16 protein-coding genes and 1 pseudogene are annotated in these 18,640 nt (G+C 70.1%); 5 read left to right on the top strand and 12 right to left on the bottom strand.

What is annotated here, in order from left to right:
* Nucleotides 1-600: 600 nt before the first annotated feature.
* From H1D24_RS35570 to H1D24_RS35580, 3 genes and pseudogenes are all read right to left on the bottom strand, one after another.
* Nucleotides 601-2,853: a xanthine dehydrogenase family protein molybdopterin-binding subunit gene (locus tag H1D24_RS35570; RefSeq protein ID WP_258564580.1), complete on the bottom strand. Its 2,253-nt coding sequence runs from the start codon at nt 2,851-2,853 to the stop codon at nt 601-603.
* Nucleotides 2,850-3,845, bottom strand: a complete 996-nt coding sequence (locus H1D24_RS35575; protein ID WP_181661864.1) for an FAD binding domain-containing protein — start codon at nt 3,843-3,845, stop codon at nt 2,850-2,852. Before H1D24_RS35575 ends, H1D24_RS35570 begins: the two co-directional genes overlap by 4 nt.
* Nucleotides 3,842-4,368 (bottom strand): annotated as a pseudogene (locus H1D24_RS35580) (2Fe-2S iron-sulfur cluster-binding protein). Before H1D24_RS35580 ends, H1D24_RS35575 begins: the two are co-directional and overlap by 4 nt.
* A gap of 87 nt (nt 4,369-4,455) precedes the next feature.
* Between H1D24_RS35580 and H1D24_RS35585 the strand changes: the two are divergent.
* The 4 genes from H1D24_RS35585 (at nt 4,456) to H1D24_RS35600 (ending at nt 8,548) form a co-directional block, all read left to right on the top strand.
* Nucleotides 4,456-5,139: a TetR/AcrR family transcriptional regulator gene (locus H1D24_RS35585; RefSeq protein ID WP_258564581.1), complete on the top strand. Its 684-nt coding sequence runs from the start codon at nt 4,456-4,458 to the stop codon at nt 5,137-5,139.
* Between the two features lie 40 nt (nt 5,140-5,179).
* Nucleotides 5,180-5,440, top strand: coding sequence for a hypothetical protein (locus H1D24_RS35590; RefSeq protein WP_181661865.1), 261 nt, complete (start codon nt 5,180-5,182; stop codon nt 5,438-5,440).
* Between the two features lie 596 nt (nt 5,441-6,036).
* Complete coding sequence (locus tag H1D24_RS35595) at nt 6,037-7,125, top strand: homoserine dehydrogenase (protein ID WP_181661866.1); 1,089 nt, start codon at nt 6,037-6,039, stop codon at nt 7,123-7,125.
* Nucleotides 7,118-8,548, top strand: coding sequence for an aldehyde dehydrogenase family protein (locus tag H1D24_RS35600; protein WP_309484571.1), 1,431 nt, complete (start codon nt 7,118-7,120; stop codon nt 8,546-8,548). Before H1D24_RS35595 ends, H1D24_RS35600 begins: the two co-directional genes overlap by 8 nt.
* Nucleotides 8,549-8,617: 69 nt before the next feature.
* On the opposite strand, the gene H1D24_RS35605 is transcribed toward H1D24_RS35600, so the two are convergent.
* The 7 genes from H1D24_RS35605 to H1D24_RS35635 all read right to left on the bottom strand — a co-directional run bounded on the left by H1D24_RS35605 (nt 8,618) and on the right by H1D24_RS35635 (nt 15,069).
* Nucleotides 8,618-9,079, bottom strand: a complete 462-nt coding sequence (locus H1D24_RS35605) for an Lrp/AsnC family transcriptional regulator (RefSeq protein WP_181661867.1) — start codon at nt 9,077-9,079, stop codon at nt 8,618-8,620.
* A gap of 202 nt (nt 9,080-9,281) precedes the next feature.
* Nucleotides 9,282-9,485 carry a hypothetical protein gene (locus H1D24_RS43105; RefSeq protein ID WP_258564582.1) on the bottom strand — a complete coding sequence of 68 codons (204 nt, stop codon included), beginning with the start codon at nt 9,483-9,485 and terminating at the stop codon, nt 9,282-9,284.
* 158 nt (nt 9,486-9,643) lie between these two features.
* Complete coding sequence (locus H1D24_RS35615) at nt 9,644-10,639, bottom strand: succinylglutamate desuccinylase/aspartoacylase family protein (RefSeq protein WP_181661868.1); 996 nt, start codon at nt 10,637-10,639, stop codon at nt 9,644-9,646.
* Between the two features lie 18 nt (nt 10,640-10,657).
* The gene (gene solA / locus H1D24_RS35620) at nt 10,658-11,797 is read right to left on the bottom strand and encodes an N-methyl-L-tryptophan oxidase (RefSeq protein ID WP_181661869.1); all 1,140 of its coding nucleotides are present in this window, start codon (nt 11,795-11,797) and stop codon (nt 10,658-10,660) included.
* A 390-nt stretch (nt 11,798-12,187) separates the two neighbouring features.
* Complete coding sequence (locus tag H1D24_RS35625) at nt 12,188-12,847, bottom strand: HisA/HisF-related TIM barrel protein (RefSeq protein WP_181661870.1); 660 nt, start codon at nt 12,845-12,847, stop codon at nt 12,188-12,190.
* Nucleotides 12,848-12,889: 42 nt separating this feature from the next.
* The gene (gene pdxA, locus H1D24_RS35630) at nt 12,890-13,879 is read right to left on the bottom strand and encodes a 4-hydroxythreonine-4-phosphate dehydrogenase PdxA (protein WP_181661871.1); all 990 of its coding nucleotides are present in this window, start codon (nt 13,877-13,879) and stop codon (nt 12,890-12,892) included.
* Nucleotides 13,876-15,069: a four-carbon acid sugar kinase family protein gene (locus tag H1D24_RS35635; RefSeq protein WP_181661872.1), complete on the bottom strand. Its 1,194-nt coding sequence runs from the start codon at nt 15,067-15,069 to the stop codon at nt 13,876-13,878. The genes pdxA and H1D24_RS35635 overlap by 4 nt, the downstream gene beginning before the upstream one ends.
* Before the next feature lie 110 nt (nt 15,070-15,179).
* Here H1D24_RS35635 and H1D24_RS35640 point away from each other — a divergent pair, with 110 nt between their 5' ends.
* On the top strand, nt 15,180-16,082 hold the full coding sequence (locus H1D24_RS35640; RefSeq protein WP_181661873.1) for a LysR substrate-binding domain-containing protein: 903 nt from the start codon (nt 15,180-15,182) through the stop codon (nt 16,080-16,082).
* Nucleotides 16,083-16,612: 530 nt separating this feature from the next.
* On the opposite strand, the gene H1D24_RS35645 is transcribed toward H1D24_RS35640, so the two are convergent.
* On the bottom strand, nt 16,613-17,059 hold the full coding sequence (locus H1D24_RS35645) for a periplasmic substrate-binding domain-containing protein (protein WP_374064469.1): 447 nt from the start codon (nt 17,057-17,059) through the stop codon (nt 16,613-16,615).
* A gap of 88 nt (nt 17,060-17,147) precedes the next feature.
* A complete protein-coding gene (locus H1D24_RS35650; RefSeq protein ID WP_181661874.1) occupies nt 17,148-18,632 on the bottom strand; it encodes an NAD-dependent succinate-semialdehyde dehydrogenase in 1,485 nt (494 codons plus the stop codon).
* Nucleotides 18,633-18,640 lie beyond the last annotated feature (8 nt).

The following is an 18,640-nucleotide window of genomic DNA, read 5'->3' on the forward strand; positions in this document are numbered from 1 at the left end:
AGCCACGACGGTGGCAACGGCGAAGCCGCGCCCCTGCACAACCCACCGGGTCAACTCGTCGGCGATGTCGAGCATTTGGGTCTCCTGTTCCCGTTCCCGTTGGTGGGCAGGCGTTCCGCCACCGTTGTGGGCAGGCGTTCCGCGGGGCGATGGGAGTCCCCCTACTCGAGCGAAGCCGAGAGCTTGGGGGAGGGTGGGCACAACCCACGACGGCGGGTTCCCGTTGGATGTGCAGCTGCCCCAAACGTCGGGGTTATCCACAGTAAGGAGGCGTGACCCGCCGTCGGGGTGCCGCTGTGCCCACCCTCCCCCATTGCCTTAAGGGCATGGGAGGTACCCCCATCGCCCCAGCGGCACGATTGCCCACAGCGGCGGCGTGTCTACGCCATGCCCGTCAGATGCTCCGGCCGCACCGGCGTCCGCTCAAGCGCCAGTCCCGTCGCCGCGCGGATCGCCGCGAGAACCGCCGGCGTCGAAGACAGCGTCGGCGCCTCCCCGACACCCCGCAGCCCGTACGGGGCATGCCCGTCGGCGAGTTCCAGAGAGGTCGATGTCGGCGGCTGAAGCCGCCGGCATCGACCTCTAGAGGACACGGTGCGGTCACAGCACCTTGTCCAGGGTGATCGGCAGGTCGTGGACGCGCTTGCCGGTGGCGTGGTAAATGGCGTTGGCGATCGCGGCGGCCGTGCCGGTGACGCCGATCTCGCCCAGGCCGAGAAGCCCGAGCGGCATGGTCGGGTCGGGCTCGTCCAGGTAGTGGATGTCGATCGGCGGGATGTCGGCATGGACGGGTACGTGGTACTCGGCCAGGCTCGGGTTCATGATCCGCCCGGTGCGGGGATCCACCAGCGTCTCTTCCGAGAGTGCCATGCCAATGCCCATGACGATGCCGCCGCGGAGCTGGCTGGTGGCGGTCTTGGCGTTGATCACCCTGCCGACGTCGAACACGCCGAGCCAGCGCGACACCCGTATCTCACCGGTGTCGGGGTCGACCCGCACTTCGCAGAACTGCGCCCCGGACGCCGCCTTCACCCAGCGCCGCTGGTCGCGCAGGAACCTCGCCATGAACTTCGCCTGCCCGGCCAGCGCGCCGAGCCGCGTCTCGGACCCGACCGCCGCCTCGACATGGTCTCGTCCCGCCCGTTGGAGGATCTCCGCGTACGACGCGCCCTCGCCCAGCGCGCGCACCTTGCGCTTGAGTTTGTCGCAGGCGGCCAGCAGGCTCGCGGAGACGCTCACGGTCTGCGCGGAGGCGCCCGCGCCGGGCGCGGCGGGCAGCGTGGAGTCGCCGTGCTCCACCCGCACCGCGTCGAGCGGCACGCCGAGCGCGTCGGCCGCGATCTGCGCTTGGACGGTGGCCGCGCCCACGCCCACTTCCTGCAGGGCGCAGCGCACCAGCACGCTGCCGTCCGCCGACAGTCGCACCGTCACGTTGGCGGTGAACCGGTTCGTCCCGTGGTGGGCGGTGGCCACGCCCATGCCGACCAGCCACCGGCCGTCCCGCATCGAGCCCGGCTCGGGCGTGCGGTCCGCCCAGCCGAACCGCTGCGCGCCGTAGGCGTATGTCTCGCGCAGCAGCCGGTGCGAGAAAGCCTTGCCGTCGATCGGGTTGGTCTCCGGCTCGTTGCGCATCCGCAGCGCGATCGGGTCCATGCCCAGCTCGTAGGCGAGCTCGTCCACCGCCGCCTCCAGTGCGAACGAACCCGGCGCCTCGCCGGGGGCGCGCATGAAGGTGTTGGGAAGCCAGTCGAGCTCGACCTGACTGTGGCGCAGGAGGATGTTCGGCGCGGCGTACAGGTGCCCGGACGGCGCGGTGACCCCCTCGGGCAGTCCGCCGACCCGCCCGATGCTGGTCACGCCGGTGTGGATGAGCGAGGTCATCTCGCCGTCCGCCGTCGCGCCGAGGGCTATCCGCTGGATGGATGGCGAGCGCCCGCCGACCGTGCGGTAGACGCCCTCGCGGGTGAGCATCATGCGCACCGGCCGCCGGGTCGCGCGGGCTGCGAGCACGGTGAGCAGCGTGCCGGCCCACACCGGGCCCTTGCCGCCGAACGCGCCCCCGACGTGCGGTGCGATCACTCGCACCGACTCCACGGGCACGCTGAACCTGGCCGCGAGGTGGGTGCGGAGGAAGGTCGTGCCCTGTGTGGCTTCGTGCACGGTCAGCCGGTCGCCGTCCCACACCGCGGTGGTGGCGTGGGGCTCGATCGCGTTGTGGTTGAGCGGCGGGGTGGTGAACCGCAGGTCCACCGATACGGGGGCGGCCTTGAGCGCCGCCTCGGCGTCGCCCTTTTTCGCGGTTCCGGGCTGGAAGGGATTGCCCTTCAGCAGGACGGCATGCTCCTCCTGGGCGGCGAAGTCGGTGGTGGCCGGGGACTCCTGGTAGGCGACCTCGACCAGTGCCGCCGCCTCGCGCGCCGCCTCCAGGGTCTCGGCGACGACGACTGCGACGGGCTGGCCGTTCCAGTGCACCTCGTCGGTGTGGAGGTAGTTGACCGGGGCCCCGGTGAGGATCATGCCCATATTTGCCAGCGTCGGCCGCGGCGGTGGCTCCATGGGGGGCGCGTTCTCGTGCGTGAGGACGGTCAGCACGCCCGGTACGGCGGCGGCCCCTGCCACGTCGAATCCGGTGACGCGGCCGCGCGCGATCGTCGCGTGCACCAGCGCGGCGTACGCGAGATCGGGGTACGGATGCTCGGCCGCGAAGCGCGCCTGCCCGCTCGTCTTGGCCCGGCCGTCCAGCCTGTCGATTGGCTTGCCCACCACCGGCTCCGCCGCGGTCTGCGGCTTCGACGGGCTCTCCACCTGGGTCATGAGCCGGCTATGGTTCTCGGCGTCGTGCGGCACCGTCATGCTGCGCCCCCTTCCGTGAGCACCTGGCGCAGGGTCGCGACGATCGTGCGCCGGGCGAGATCGATCTTGAATGCGTTTCCCGGAAGCCCTTCGGCGGACGCGAGCTCGACCTCGGCGGCGTGCCGGAAGGACTCCTCGGTGGCGGGCGCGCCGAGCAGGGCCTGCTCGGCCTTCGAGGCCCGCCACGGCTTGGCGGCAACCCCGCCCAGGGCGAGCCGCGCGCCGGTGACCGCGCCGTCCCGGACGTCCAGTGCGGCGGCGACCGAGACCAGTGCGAATGCGTACGAGGCGCGGTCGCGCACCTTGCGGTAGCGCGAGTTCGCGGCGACCGGCACGGCGGGCAGTTCGACGGCGGTGATCAGCTCGTCGGCGGCCAGCTCGGTCTCGATGTGCGGGGTGTCGCCGGGCAGCCGGTGGAAGCCGGCCAGCGGGATACGGCGGACGCCGCGCACACTCTCCACCTCGACCACGGCGTCCAGCGCGGCGAGCGCGACGCACATGTCGGACGGATGCGCGGCTATGCAGGTCGGGCTCGCCCCGAGGATCGCGCCGCTCCGGTGGAACCCATCGCGTGCGGCGCAGCCGGCCCCCGGCTCGCGCTTGTTGCAGGCGGCCGCGTCGTCGTAGAAGTACAGGCAGCGGGTGCGCTGCAGCAGATTGCCCCCGACCGTCGCCATGTTCCGCAGCTGCGCCGACGCGCCCGACAGGATCGCCTGGGCCAGCATCGGGTAGCGGCTGCGGACCAGCCGGTGCCCGGCGAGGCGGCTGTTGCGGACCCCCGCGCCGATGCGCAGTCCCCCGTCCGGCAGTTCCTCGATCTCCTCCAGCGGCAGCCCGGTGACGTCGACGACGGTCGCGGGCCGCTCGATCCCCTCGCGCATCAGGTCGACCAGGTTGGTGCCGCCGCCGAGGAACTTCGCGTCCGGCTGGGCCGCGACCGTCCGGACGGCGGCGGCCACGTCGTCCGGACGCACGTACGCGAACGACCTCATCGCGCCGCCTCCGCCCTGACGTGGGATACGGCGTCTGCCCCGGCGACCTCCTGGATCGCGGCGACGATGCCGTTGTGGGCACCGCAGCGGCACAGGTTGCCGCTCATCCGCTCTCTGATCTCGGCGCCGGTCAACTCCACGGCGTCGGCGTCGAGGTGCTCGGTCGCCGCGCTCGGGACGCCGTTCCCGTGCTCGGCCAGCATGCCGATCGCCGAACAGATCTGGCCGGAGGTGCAATAGCCGCACTGGAACCCGTCGTGGACGACGAACGCCTCCTGGAGCGGGCTCGCGACGCCCTCGATCGTGGTGATCTCGCGGCCCTCGTACTGGATGGCAAGTGCCAGGCAGGCGTTGATGCGCACGCCGCGGCCAGGACGGTGCAGGCTCCGCACGCGCCCTGGTCGCAGCCCTTCTTCGCGCCGGTCAGCCCGAGGTGTTCGCGCACCGCGTCGAGCAGGCTGACCTGCGGCTCCAGGTCGAGTTCATGGGTGGTGCCGTTCACCCGTAGCACTACAGCGGGCATCGTTCCTCCGTCGATGGGGTACCCGATGAACGTTAACAGACCACTGTCCGCTTAATAAGAGGACGGCGGTCTGTTAAGGGTCCCGTTATGCTGTCCGGGATCATGAGCGAGCCGGAGTTTCTGCGGGCCAGGCGGCCGGAGCACAAGCAACAGCGACGCGAGGCGATCCTCGCCGCCGCGCGCGAGCTCGCCCTGCGCTCAAGCGTGCGCACGGTCAGCCTGCGTGCCGTGGCGGCGGCCGCGGGGCTCGCGAAGTCCAATGTGGTGCGCTATTTCGGCACGCGCGAGGAGATCTATCTCGAACTCGCCGCCGAAGAATGGCAGGGCTGGAAGCAAGCGGTGACCGAGCGGCTGCGCGCCTGTGACGGTCCGGGCGGCGTGGTCGACGCGCTCGCCGAGACGCTGGAGGAACGGCCGCTCCTGTGCGACCTTCTCGGCTACGCCGCGGCCAGCCTGGAACACAACGTGTCGCTCGACGCGGCCCGCGCCTTCAAGGTGGTGCTCCTCGACGTGGGCGCCGAGATCGGTGCCGAAGTGGCGCGCGCCGGCGAGTTGACCGACGGCGAAGGCCTGGAGCTGGTCGGGACGGCCACCGCGCTGGCCGCCTTCCTCTACCCGACAGCCCATCCGCCCCCGGTCCTGGCCGAGCTCTACGCGCAGGAGCCATGGATCGCTGCCGCCCGCCCGCCGTTCCTCCCGACGCTGAAGCGCGCCCTCACCGCGTTCCTCGCGGGCCTGCCGACGCTGCGCCCACGCCAAGGCACGGACTGATCAGCTCATGGCGGTGGACGCCTGACGCACGATCTCTTCGGTGGGGTGTGGCCACCTGCCCGCCGCGGCGCGGGCGGGCGGCCGCGTCTGCGAGGGGCCGGTCAGACGGGTCGAGGGCGTCGGTGTTGCCGACGTGCAGGCGGACGACGCCACTGAGATAGCGGCCGCCCTTGACGTCGCCGGGCACGACCAGACGCGGCCCTTCCTTGTCGAGTTTCTTGCCGTCCTAGGTGACGGCGAGCAGGACCTTCTGCCGGAGAAGGCCGGGTCGGTCTCGGCCCAGGCGAGGGTGGCGCGGTAGCCGTCGGAGCCGGTGGCGGTGACGACCAGGCGCAGCTGCGCGTTCTTGACGTCGGGGTCGATGCGGGGCTCGGTCAGCGCCAGGAGGTCGGCAGCAGTGGGCCGGTGAAGGTGTGCTTCTCTGCGCCGTGGGAGGTCTGTTGGGAAAGGCGGACCGGGACAAGGGCGGTGGGCGCGGCTGGCCTGCGCCAGGCGGGAACCTGCGCAATCGACCGGCCCGCGCCCACCGCCCACCGTCTGGCCGATTGCAGGCCCGGCCGCACCTACACGGTCTAACGCTCACTCGCGCGTTGCCAGCCCCTCGACGGCACCCAGGGCGCGCGCACTGCGTCCGTGCCGAAGCGCCCGCGGAATCCGTCTGCGGCATCCTCAGCCGTACGCCTTGTGGGGAGCAGTGGGGGCCGTCGCCCCGGTCTCCGTACAAGCAGTCCGGCCTCTCCATCGCGGTGTTGCCGGAGGTGGGGTGGGCGAATCGCCCCAGGACACGGCAGATCGGCATGCGTCGTGGCCGTTGCGACATGGAGCAGGTGACAGGCATAGAAGCGAGGCTCTGAGCAGCCGCACCGTGAAGGCGGCGGACTGTGAAGGAGCGATCTCATGGACCGATACGATCTCGCCCTCATCGGATTCGGCGGCGTCAATCGCGCGCTTGCCGAGCTGATATCCCAGAGCGGGGAGCGCCTGGCCAAGGAGCTGGGCTTCGCCCTGCGGGTGGTGGCGATCACCGATCTGCGGGCCGGTTCCCTAGTGGACACCGACGGCATCGATCTGGCGCCGCTGCTGGCCGCCGAGCCCGGGGAGCTCAGCTTTGCGGGCCTTGCCGGCGGCAGCGCAGATCCGCGCAACGAGTGGGTGATCCGCGAGGTCCCGGCCGACATCGTCGTGGAGGCGACGTTCACCAACCCCACCGACGGCGAGCCCGCCCTCTCCCATGTGCGCTGGGCCCTGGAATCGGGCAAGCACGTGTGCACCACCAACAAGGGACCGGTCGCACTCGCCGGCCGCGCACTGAAACAGCTGGCTGCCGAGCGTGGTGTCAGCTTCGAGTTCGAGGGCTCGGTACTCAGCGGCACCCCCATCCTGCGCACCGCCGAGCGTATGTTCGGCGGCCTGGAGATCACCGGCGTCCAGGGCATCATGAACGGCACCTCGAACTACATCCTCGGCCGCCTCGAAGAGGGCATCGAGCTTTCGGCGGCCATCGCCGAAGCCCAGAAGCTCGGGTACGCCGAAGCCGATCCCACCGCGGACATCGAGGGCCACGACGTCCAGCTCAAGGTCATGATCCTGGCCAACGAGGTCCTCGGCGCCGACCTGCGCCGCGAGGACGTCTTCTGCGAGGGCATCTCCGCGATCAACCCCCACGAGGTGCAGGACGCCGCCTCGAAGGGGCTGCGCTGGAAGCTGGTCGGCTCCGCCACCCGCCACGAGGACGGCAGCGTCGATGCCCGCGTCGCCCCGCTCGCCCTGCCCGCCCAGCACCCGCTCGCCGGGATCTCCGGCCCGGTCAACGCGGTCGCCTTCCACACCGACCTCCTCGGCACCGTCACGGTCTGCGGGCCGGGCGCCGGCCGCATCGAGACCGCCTACGCCCTGCTGTCGGACATCATCGCCATCCACCAGCGCCACGCGGACGACGACACCGCCCCCACGCGCCCCGTTCTCCAGGAGACTCACCGTGTCTGACACCGTGGTGCCCCCCAGCATCGAACTTGGCACCGACACGGCGCCCGTGCACAACCCCTACACCGGCGAGGTCATCGCCTCGGTGCCCACCGTCGACGCAGGCGCCGTCGGCAGCATCCTGCAGCAGGCCAGGTGCGGGCGCCGCACGTCGGCCGCGCTGTCCCGCGCCTCCAGGGCTGCGGTCCTGGAACGCGCCGCCCGCCTGATCGAGCGGCGCGCCGAGTCCTTCGCTCAGCTGATCGTCAGCGAGGCCGGCAAGACCATCGCCCAGGCCCGCAAGGAAGTCGCCCGCGCGGTCAACACCCTGTCCCTGTCCGCGGCCGAGGCACGGCGTAACGCCGGCGAGGTCATCCCCTTCGACTCCTATGAGGGCTCGGAGAAACGGCAGGGCTGGTTCACCCGCGAACCGCTGGGCATCATCGCCGCCATCACTCCGTTCAACGACCCCCTCAACCTGGTCGCCCACAAGCTCGGCCCGGCCATCGCCGGCGGCAACGCGGTCATCCTCAAACCGTCCGCGCTGACGCCGCTGTCCGCGCTGCGCCTGGTCGACACCCTCATCGAGGCCGGCCTGCCCGAGGAGATCGTCACCGTCGTCAACGGCAATGCCGACATCGGCGCCGCGATCGTGGCCGCCCCCGACGTGCGCATGGTGTCCTTCACCGGCGGATTCGCCACCGGCGAGGCCATCTCCCGCACGGCCGGCCTGAAAAAGCTCGCCATGGACCTGGGCGGCAACGCCCCGGTCATCGTCATGGACGACGCCGACCTGGACGAGGCCGTGGCCTCCTGTGTCTCCGGCGCGTTCTGGGCCGCGGGCCAGAACTGCATCGGCACCCAGCGGATCCTGATCGCCCGCGAGGTCTACGAGCGCTTCCGCGACGCGTTCGTCGCCCGCACCAAGCTGCTTCGCGTCGGCGACCCCCTCGACGAGCGCACCGACGTCGGCCCCATGATCACCCAGGAGGCCGCGGCCGCCACCCGGGCCAAGGTCGACACGGCGGTGGCCGAGGGCGCGGTGCTGCTCTACGGCAACCACGCCACCGGCGCCCTGTACACGCCGACCGTCCTGGAAGACGTCCCGGCAACCTGCTCGATCTGGCAGGAGGAGGTGTTCGCCCCGGTCGTCGTCCTGCAGCCGTTCACGTCCTTCGAGGACGCCATCGAGCAGGCCAACGCCATCGACTACAGCCTGCACGCGGGCATCTTCACCTCCCGCCTGGACCGCGCCCTGAACGCGGCCCGGCTGCTGGAAGCCGGCGGAGTCATGATCAACGACTCGTCCGACTACCGCTTCGACGCCATGCCGTTCGGCGGCTTCAAATACGGCAGCATGGGCCGCGAAGGCGTGCGCTTCGCCTTCGAGGAGATGACCCAGCCCAAGGTCGTCTGCGTCAACCACATCACTGACGTGGTCCAGTGACCGCCTTCCGCACCGAGCGCGAACCCCTGGCACTGAACGGTAACCGGCGAGGACCTGCCGATGCGCTGCTCACCCCGGCTCCGTTGAACTCCGCGCTCCTCGCGGGCGGTTGACGACGCTGGACAGGGTGAGCGCGGTGACCGTGTCCCGTACGCCGGGCATCTGGGCGATGTCCTCCCAGATGACTCGTACGCGTTCCAGTGAGGCCGCCTCCAGGCGCACCACGATGTCGAAGTCACCGCTGAGGATCTCGCAGATGACGACCTCCGGAATGCGCTTGAGTGCGGCCAGGACATCGCCGCCGCGCATACGGTCCTGGCGGTACACAAGTACGAACGCGGAGACCACATCGCCGGTGTCGCCGCCTGCGCGGACGATGGTGTAGCCGGCGATGTGGCCCTGGCGCTCCAACCGTTCGATGCGCTGGCGCACCGCGTTGCGGGACAGCAGCACCTTGCCGGCCAGCTCGGAGTGCGAGATTCGGCCGTTGCGGGTCAGCTCGGCGAGGATCTTCTCGTCGATGGCGTCCATAGCGGACCGTCTCCTTCGCGAATCGTCCCTCGGCATCCCGGCTCACTTCGGCGAGATCACCCGAGACAAGGGTGTGCTCGTCGGTGTGCTTCTCCACGCGGCCGGGCAGGAAGTTGGCCGCGCCGAGGAGGTCCGCGACGAAGTGGGTTCTCGGCCCTTCGAACAGTTCCGAGGGGGGTGTCGAACTGCTCGATCACGCTTGTCAGGGCGCCGAGCGGTTCGTCCATGAGGATGACCGGCGGGCAGTAGACCAGGGACCGGCGATCTCCATGGACGTCTCATCGACGGCGACGACATCGCCGTAGGTCTTGCGCAGTGCCACTACCGACAGCGATTTGCCGGTCGCGGTGGCTGGCTTGCCGCCGGCCACCTTGACGGACGGTGTGGCGACACCGAATTCAGCCACGAGCCACTCCAACCAGCGCTTGGTGACGGCCGCTTCGTTCTTCAGAGGGAAGAGCGGCGAGGCCGCCTGCTCCGCGCAGGAGCGTTCTGCGACCGATCATGGAATCACTCATGCCAGCTCTCCTGGAAATAGGGCATGGGGAGCGGGATGGGGGCGGTTCAGTGGTCGGGCATGAGGCCCGTCAGTCGTGGGGGGGTGGCGATGGCGGCGAGGTGCGTGCCGGGGCGGACGGACAGCCCGTTCATGCTGTAGATGATCGTTCCGGTGGAGACGGCGGCGATCTTGTGCTCGGCGCCGTCGATCGGGTCGATGATGCGGCCGATGGTCTGTCCCTCGGTCACCTCGTCGCCGGTGACCGCGTCCGGGTACCAGAGGCCTGCGGCCGGAGATTCGACCTCGCCCGTCCAGATCCAGTCGCGCGGCTGCACGGTCACCGGTGCGAGGTGCTGCGGCGCCTCGATGACACCGAGGTGGTGCAGGATCCGGTACAGGCCGTCGAGGAGCCTGCGTACGGTGGCCGGGTCCCGGTCGCCGAGCTGGCCGGTCTCGACGAGGATCGCGGGGATGCCCTGCCGGTTCGCCGCGGCGTGGCTGTTGCCGCCGTCCGGGCTGGTGCCGAAGATGACCCGCTCGTATCCGACCGCGTGGGCCATTCCCCTGTTCTTCGCATCCAGCTCGTCGTCGGAGGTCAGACGGTAGCCGACGAAGTCGAGCAGGTGCTGGTCGATGCCGCCGCTGTGCAGGTCCACGTAGGCGTCGGCGCCGTCGATCACGTACTCGAACAGCCAGGCCGCCATCCGGTCGGTGGGGCCGCCGTCCTTGTCGCCGGGGAAGACGCGGTTGATGTTGACGCCGTCCAGCGGGGAGATGTTGAGCCTGCCCCCGTAAACGGCCGGCGGATTGGACACGGGGCAGATCACCACCTGGCCGGCGACGTCGTCCGGTTCCAGCAGCCCGGCCAGGCGGGTGGCGCCGTCGACGCCGATGAACTCGCCGCCGTGGACACCACCGGTGATCACGACCCTGGGGCCGGGACGGGAGCCGTTGACGAGGATCAGGGGAACCTCCACCGTCGTGGGGCCGAGGTCGGCGGGCAGGCTCCCGCGGGTCTTCTGGCCGGGCTCGGCCCGCAGCGGGCCGATGGTCAGGGTCATGTCTTACCTCGTTCGAACTCAGGCCGCGGTGCGGTCGTTTGTGGTGATGAAGTCGATCGGCTGGGAGGTGCGGCCCTCCAGGGCGAGGTCCGCGGCGATGTCGCCCATGGCGGGCGAGAGCTTGAAGCCCTGGCCGGAGAAGCCGGCCAGCAGGACGATGTCGTCGCAGCCCGGCAGGGGGCCGACCAGCGGCCGGGTGCTGTCGGTGTAGCCCTCCATGAAGACGGACAGGCGTACCGGGTCGGGGTTCAGGCCGGGCAGGTGGCGCCGCACCACCTCCGTGAAGGTCTCCAGTTCCTCCGGTGCGACGGTCCGGTTCAGCCGGTTCGGGTCGTCCACGGGCTTGTGGTGGGCCTGGGGCAGGCCGAGCTTGACGGTCAGGCCGTCCGGAGACGGGATGCCGTAGAAGGGGATGTCGCCCCGGCGGATGAAGGCGGGACGCTCCGCGTCTGCCGGGTGGTCCTCGTGGGGCAGGAACCAGGCGTTGATTGCGCGGTAGACGCTCACTTCCCACGGCAGGTCGGGCAGCAGGTCGCCCACCCACGGGCCGGGGGTGACGACCGCGGTGTCGAAGCGCTCCGTGTCGGTGTCGGTGCGGATCTCCACGCCTCCCCCGGCGACGGGAGTGACCTCCCGCACCGGGGTGTAGCGGCGGATCCGGGCCCCCAGCTCCTCGGCACGCCGGGCCGCGGTCTGGACCGTCAGCTCGGGGCGGACGAAGCCCGCGTGGGAGTCGAGGACCACCAGGTCGCCGTCGTCGACGCGGAACTGCGGGAAACGCTTGGCCATCGCCTCGGCGTCGATCACCTCGTGGACGAGGCCGTGCTCGGCGATGCCGTCCATGACGGTACGCATCTCGGGGTCGTTGGCCGGCCCCATGACCAGGGCTCCGGTCAGGCGGCGCAGTTCCCGCCCGGTCTCCGCCTGCAACTGCTTCCAGAGGGCGTCGGCGTGCCGGACGAGCGGCACATAGCGGCCGTCGTGGGTCTGCACGCTGCGGAAGACGCGGGTCTCGCCGCCTGCGGCGCTGCGGTCGTGGCCGGGCGCGAACCGGTCGTAGCCGACGACCTCGGCGCCGCGGGCCGCCAGCCGCCAGACGGCCTGGCTGCCCATGGTTCCGACGCCGACGACGGCGACGCGCTTCCTCGCAGCTGACACAGGACTCTCCTTTCGTATCGCCGGGCCGCATGCTGGGCCCCGAGCGTGAGGATGCTTGGTGGCGACTTGGAGGGGGGCGCGCCCTTGGGGCCCCAACGCTCGCATTCGTCCCGGGTTCGGGGATCCACCCCAACCCTCGAATCCTCCCGAAGTCGTGCCACATTGTGGAATACCGTGCTAATATCTGGCACAGAGAATGGCAGCGGCTTAGGGGGGAGTCAAGAGGTCCAGCGGATGGCCGCGTGACTCGACCTCACCTCGCCCGTGACCTTGCCCGGTCCTCGTGCACTGGCGGATGCCGCTTCATCCCGGACGGCGAAGCGGAGACCGCTCCCGCACGCACGGGGCGCTCCGCGCCGCCTAGCTTCTGAGTTCCGGGGGCGGCTCTTGCTACAGACCCACCACGGGGGCCAGTTGGGATCGGAGGGTGCCGGCGTGGGGCTGCAGGGAGCCGTCGAAAGCGGCGGATCCGATGGTGAAGGCGTCGGCTCCGGCTGATGCGAGTGCCTGTATCTGGTCGGTGCTGGTGATGGAGCCGGCGATGACCAGGCGGCCGGTGATGGCGGCGCGGGCGGCGCGGACCAGGTCGAGAGGGTCGGCATCGGTGGCGCGGTACGCGAGGAGGTCGACGCCGGCGCAGCCCGCGGCTTCTGCCCGTCGGCAGTCGTCGGCGATGCGGTCCGGGTCGCCGGCGAGGCGGGTGGGGTGCCCGAGGGGTTCTCCGGCGAAGGGCAGGTAGCCGATGGACGTGCCCTGCAGGAGATCGAGGGTCTCCTTGATCCAGGTACCGCCCATCAGCCAGTCGACGCCGAGTTCGGTGGCTGTCCGTACGGAGGCAAGGGCCTGGTCCCGGTCGGTGCTGACGACTTCGAGGTAGGTGGTGGCGCCCATGTCCTTGATGCGAGTGTGGAGCTGGGCGAGGGTGTCGCGGTCGACGCCGATATCCTTGAATCCGATGTGGGTGATGCCGAGGTCCTTGATGGTGTCGAGGACCTCGAGGCAGTCGGTGACGGTGCGGTCGTCGCGGGTGAGCATGAAGATGAAGTCCACGGTGTCCTTCGGCTTTCTGTTCCGGGTGGTGTGAGCCGGTGGTCAGGGGCGGTCCGGTGCCCCCGCGGATAGGCGGTCGGCGTGGCGCAGGGCGGTGAGCAGGCTGGTGTGGTCGGCCGTGCCGAGACCGGCGATGTCGAAGGCGGTGCCGTGGTCGACGCTGGTGCGGACGAAGGGCAGGCCGATGGTGATGTTGACGCCGTGTTCGATCCCGAGGTACTTGACGGGGATGAGGCCCTGGTCGTGGTACTGAGCGACCACGGCGTCGAAGGCTCCAGCGCGGGCTCGCATGAAGACGGTGTCGGCGGGCCAGGGTCCGCTGGCCTGGATGCCTTCGCTCTGCGCGGCCTGGATGGCGGGGGTGATGATGTCCAGGTCCTCGCGGCCGAAAAGGCCGTTCTCCCCTGCGTGGGGGTTGAGGCCGGCGACGGCGATGCGGGGGGCGGGCAGGCCGCTGCGCTGGAGTGTGCGGTGGGTGAGGCGGATGATGTCGAGTACGCGGGCTGTGGTTATCGCGTCGATTGCGGTGCGGAGTGGCTGGTGCACGGTGACCAGGACGATCCGCAGTTCGTCGGTGGCCATCATCATCGCGTAGTCCGTGGTGCCGGACAGGTCGGCGAGGATCTCGGTGTGCCCGGGGTAGGGGACGCCGGACATGCGCAGTGCTTCCTTGTTGATCGGCGCGGTCACCAGAGCCCGTACCTCGTGGGCCATCGCGAGCTGGATACCGCGGCGGACGTACTGGAAGGACGCCGCTCCGGCTCGGGCGTCGAGTGTGCCCCAGGGCAGGTCGGCCGGAAGGCCGTTCTCGGCAAGGACGTCCACCGTGCCGGGTGCGAACTTCGCCTGGTCGACTGAGGAGATGAGGCGAATTGCGAGGTGGGTGTCGGCGATCTTGTTGGCGCGGGCGAGGACGTCCACGTCGCCGATGACGACGACGGGCACGGTGCGCCGGGAATCGGCGCACGCCTTGAGGGTGATCTCGGGGCCGATTCCGCAGGGGTCGCCCATGGTGATGGCGATCGGGGTCATGCATGCTCTCCTGGGTCGAGGCGATGTCGGATGAGGTGGCACAGGCGCAGGAGCATGGCGTCGTCGCCGAAGCCGCCCGCCTTGATCAGCACGGAAAGGGGGAGTCGGCCGATCAGAGATCCCCGGACGACGCCGGGTTCGGGTTCGTCGAGTAGGTCGATGCCGGTGGCGCCAAGGGGCTGGAGCACGGTGGTGGCCGTCTCTCCCCCGCTGATGACAAGTGCGTCGACCGTGTGGTCTTCGGTCAGCGCCTTAACGACTGCTGCCTGAGAGCGGGCGAGTACTTGTGCGGTCTGTGGCGTGTGGCGTTCATCGGGTGTCTGCAAGGTGAGGATGGGGGCCGTCAGGCCTCGCAGCGTCTCCACGGCCTGGGCCGGATCGATGCTGACGGTGACACCCTGGACGTCCACCCTGGTGCGTAGCTTGACCAACTGCCGTCGGGTCGCCGGGTTGGTGCTGCCGACCACGATCAGTGGGCGTCCGGCCGGTGCGGGCAGTGATGCAGCGCTGCCCGTAGCGCGCGCACACCTTCGGGCCAGGGCGGCCGCCAGACCCGGGGAGCCGACCCACAACACTTCGTCAAGCCGCGGCACCGCTGCCACCAGACGGTCGAGGTCGCCGTCTTCGGCGGCGGAGTAGACGATCAGGTCACCGTTCCCGATCAGTTCAGGCAGCTCGGCTGCCCGGTCCGGCTGCCCAAGAACGGCCTCCGGGAACAGCATGGCGAGGTCCGAACACCGCACGGGGTGTACCGGGTCGCGGGCATAGTCGCTCTCGTGGACCGGTACGCCCCGCACGTACTGGACCCCCTCCACCGTCACTCTCCCCTCCGCGGGGAAGGCCGGGGCGATGACGACGGTCCGCCTCCGCGATCCCGTCCATGCGGCCCGGACTTCTGCCGCGATATGACCGCGCAGGGTGGAATCCACGGTTTTGAAGAGCAACTCGGAGCCGGCGAACAGGCGGGCCGCCCGCCACGTACGCGAAGCAGCGGCCTCCTCGTCCAGCACCCGGCTCCCCAGGTCGACCGCGCTCACGCCCACGGCGTGCCGCGGCACGCTTGCTGGGGTGGTGAGCAGGATCCGGGCGTCGTGGCCTGCCTGGCGGAACGGCGCGGCACCGTCCCCTGCGCTGGTGAGGTCGTCCGCCAGGATGGCAATTCCCCGCCGCACGTCGTTGTGGAATGTCATGCCTCACCTCTCCGTCAGCCACCCTGCTCTGTGACCAGATCAATAGTCGTTCAGAGGAAGGGGCAGGACAAACGATTCATTCTCACAAGACCTGTGAGTAGAATTCACGCATGCGATGGTCAGCCCTTCCTCCTGTGAATACGCTGCTGCCCTTCGAAGCGACCGTCCGGCACGCGAGCATGACCGCGGCGGCGCAGGAACTGCACGTCACGCACGGCGCGGTGAGCCGACAGGTCCAGAACCTGGAGCGGTCCCTGGGGATATCACTGTTCGAGCGGCAGACACGCGCCCTGCGCCCGACCCCGCAGGCGCGCCAGCTGGCGGCCGTCGTCAGAGACGCACTCGATCAGATCGATGCGGCCGCCCGGCAGATCGCACAGCGCACACCCGCAGGACCGCTCACCCTCTCGTGTGAGCCCACACTCCTGATGCGATGGCTCATTCCCCGGCTCCCCGATCTGGCCGTGAACGTGCCGGACGTCGCCATCCACCTGTCCGCAGGCGGCGGCCCTGTCTTCTTCGAGCGGGACAACATCGACCTCGCGATCCGCCGAGACGACTTCCCGTTCCCCGAAGAGGCGAGCCGGACCCGCTTGTTCGCAGAGCGGATCGGACCCGTCTGCCGGCCCGATCTCGCGACCCGCCTGACCGGCGCCGCCGGCGTATCGCAGGTAGCCCTTCTGCACACCGACACACGACCGAAGGCGTGGGACGACTGGCGACGTATCACCGGCATGAAAGCAGAGCCTGCCTCCCAGCAGACCCTGGAGCACTTCTACCTGACCCTCCAGGCTGCCGCGGCCGGCGTCGGGGTCGCAATCGCCCCGTATGCCGTCGCCCGGGACGACCTGGAGCGAGGGCAACTCGTCGCACCCTTCGGTTTCGTCCCCGACGGCACCAGCTACCACCTCCTCAGCCGTCAATCACCTGAGCAAGACGGACGCGTCCGCCAGCTGACGGCATGGCTGCGGGACAAGACGAGCCAGCTCGAAAACGATTCCGAACCAGTGTGACCGCCGGCTTACGGACCTTCGTTGCTTGGCGTCCCGTCTGGCTGCTGCCGCAGTAAATACCGGATTCACTGCGGCGGAACCCCTACCGTGATCATCGGGACCAGCGGCGGACGATCCCGGCCGCCGGGGTGAGGTGTACGCATTCCCTGCGCCAGCAGTACCGCATGGTGCGGCCGATCGGCAGGTGCGGCGTGAACACCGAGGCCCCTTCACGCGCGGCTCTCGTACCGTCAGCCTAGAACCGGACACGCGGCCGCGTGCACGCTCTGCACACATCCGGTGCCGGTGTGACCCCGTAACGCGGCACGGTGGGAGGGCACATGGCGAAACTGCTCCTGTGGGACATCAATGACCGCCTTCCGTACCGAGCGCCAACCCCTTGAGCGCTGACTCATCGCGGGATCGTTCCCGGACAGCCAGGCAGCAGGCCACGGCCGTCAGCGCGCGGCCCCGGCGGTGAGGCGGCCGAGGCCCGCGTGCCACCGGGACGGGCGGGCCTCGGTACCGGCCGACGTGACGCTCATCGGCCGCTACTTCAGGTGGGTGTCGACGTCGATCAGGGAGCGCTCGCGCGGGTCGAGGAGCACGCCCTCGACGTCGGTGGAGATGCCCTGGACGACCTTCTCGTGGACGAGCGGGACGACGGCGTCGGTGCGCAGGATCTGCGCCTCGGCGGCCATCATCTTCTTCTGTCGCTGTGTCGTGTCGCCTTCCTCGGCGGCGGACTTGATGGCCCGGTCCACTTTGGAGTCCTTCAGACAGGCGATGTTGTACACGCCGTCGCTCGTGTAGTCGCTCGCCAGGTAGGCGGCCGCGTCGCCGGTGTCGAGGAGCACCACCCTGGAGAAGACGAGGGCGTCGTAATTGCCGGCGAGGAGGTCGGCCTCCATCTGCGTGTACTCGCGTACGTCCTGCTTCACGGTGAACCCGACCTTCTCCAGCTGCTGCTGCAGCAGCACGGTGGCGGCCTCGGGCATCTCCGCGCGGTTGGGCGGAACGGATCGTCACCCCGGCTGCGTTGCCCAGCCGGCACGTGGGCGAGCCGTGTGCTTGAGTCCGGCCTGCTCAGGTGTTGAAGCCGGGCAGGGACAGGTATTTGAGCTGCTGGTACTCGTGGAGGCCTTCGGGTCCGCCTTCGCGGCCCAGGCCGGACTGCTTGATCCCGCCGAAGGGTGCCGCGACGTCGGAGACCAGGCCGCGGTTGATGCCGACCATTCCGGCCTGCAGACGGGCGGCGACCCGGCGGGCGCGGTCGATGTGGGACGTCATCACGTACGAAGCGAGGCCGTGCTCGGTGTTGTTGGCGATCGCTATGGCCTCGGCTTCGGTGGAGAACCGGTGGATGGCGGCGACGGGGCCGAAGACTTCCTCGTGCATGATCGCGGCGTCGGCGGGGACGTGGTCCAGCACGGTCGGGGCGGCGTAGTGGCCCGGCCCGTCGGGGATGTCCGCCTTGCCGATGACGACGGCACCACGGGCCACGGCGTCCTCGACGAGGTGGCGGACCTTGTCCACCGCACGGTGGTCGGCCAGCGGACCGAGCTCGGTGTCCTCCCGGTCCGGGGGTCCCACCCTGGTGGCGGCCATCCGCTCGCCCATGGCAGCGGTGAAGGCGTCGGCGATTCCCTCCTGGACCAGGAACCGGTTGGCGCCGACACAGGACTGACCGCCCAGCCGCATCTTCGCGATCATCGCTTCTCGGACCGCGAGGTCCAGGTCGGCGTCGTCGAAGACCAGGAACGGCGCGTTGCCGCCCAGCTCCATCGAGGTGCGCAGCACCCGCGCACCACTCTGCTGAAGCAGCAGCCTGCCGACCGGGGTGGACCCGGTGAAGGACAGCTTGCGCAGCCGGGGGTCGGCCAGCAGAGCCGTGGTGACCGCTGCCGCGTCGCTGCTGGTGATCACGGTCAGGACACCCGCGGGCGCGCCGGCCTCGCGCGCCAGCTCGCCCAGCACCAGGGAGGACAGCGGGGTGAGCGCGGCCGGTTTGAGCACGGCGGTGCAGCCTGCGGCGAGGGCGGCGGCGGCCTTGCGGGCGGCCATGGCCAGCGGCACGTTCCACGGAGTGATCAGCAGGCAGGGCCCGACCGGTTCGGCGACGGTGACGATGTGACTCTTGCCGTCCGGGGAGGGTGTGCTGCGTGCGTGGGGGCGAACCGCCTCCTCGGCGTACCAGCGGAAATAGGCTGCGGCGTAGTCGACCTCGCCCCGGGCTTCCGTGATCGTCTTGCCGATCTCCAGGGTGATGATCCGGGCCAGACGCTCACGGTGTTCGATCAGGGAGTCGGTGAGCCGGTGCAGGACGGTCGCGCGGTCCCGCGGGCTGGTGAGGGCCCACTGGTCGGCGGCCGCTGCCGCAGCGTCCAGTGCTTTCAGCGCGTCTTGTGCGCCGCAGTCGGCGACGGTGGCTATGACTTCTTCGGTTGCGGGGTTGCGCACCTCGAAGGTGCGACCGCCGGTGGCGGGTTGCCAGTCGTGGGCGAGGAAGCCACGGGGGACGGATTCCAGGACTGCCGACTCCACTGAGGGAGTGGTGAGCGTGTCAGTCATGCGCGTGG

Source organism: Streptomyces himalayensis subsp. himalayensis (assembly GCF_013778455.1).
Classification (GTDB): Bacteria; Actinomycetota; Actinomycetes; order Streptomycetales; family Streptomycetaceae; genus Streptomyces; species Streptomyces himalayensis.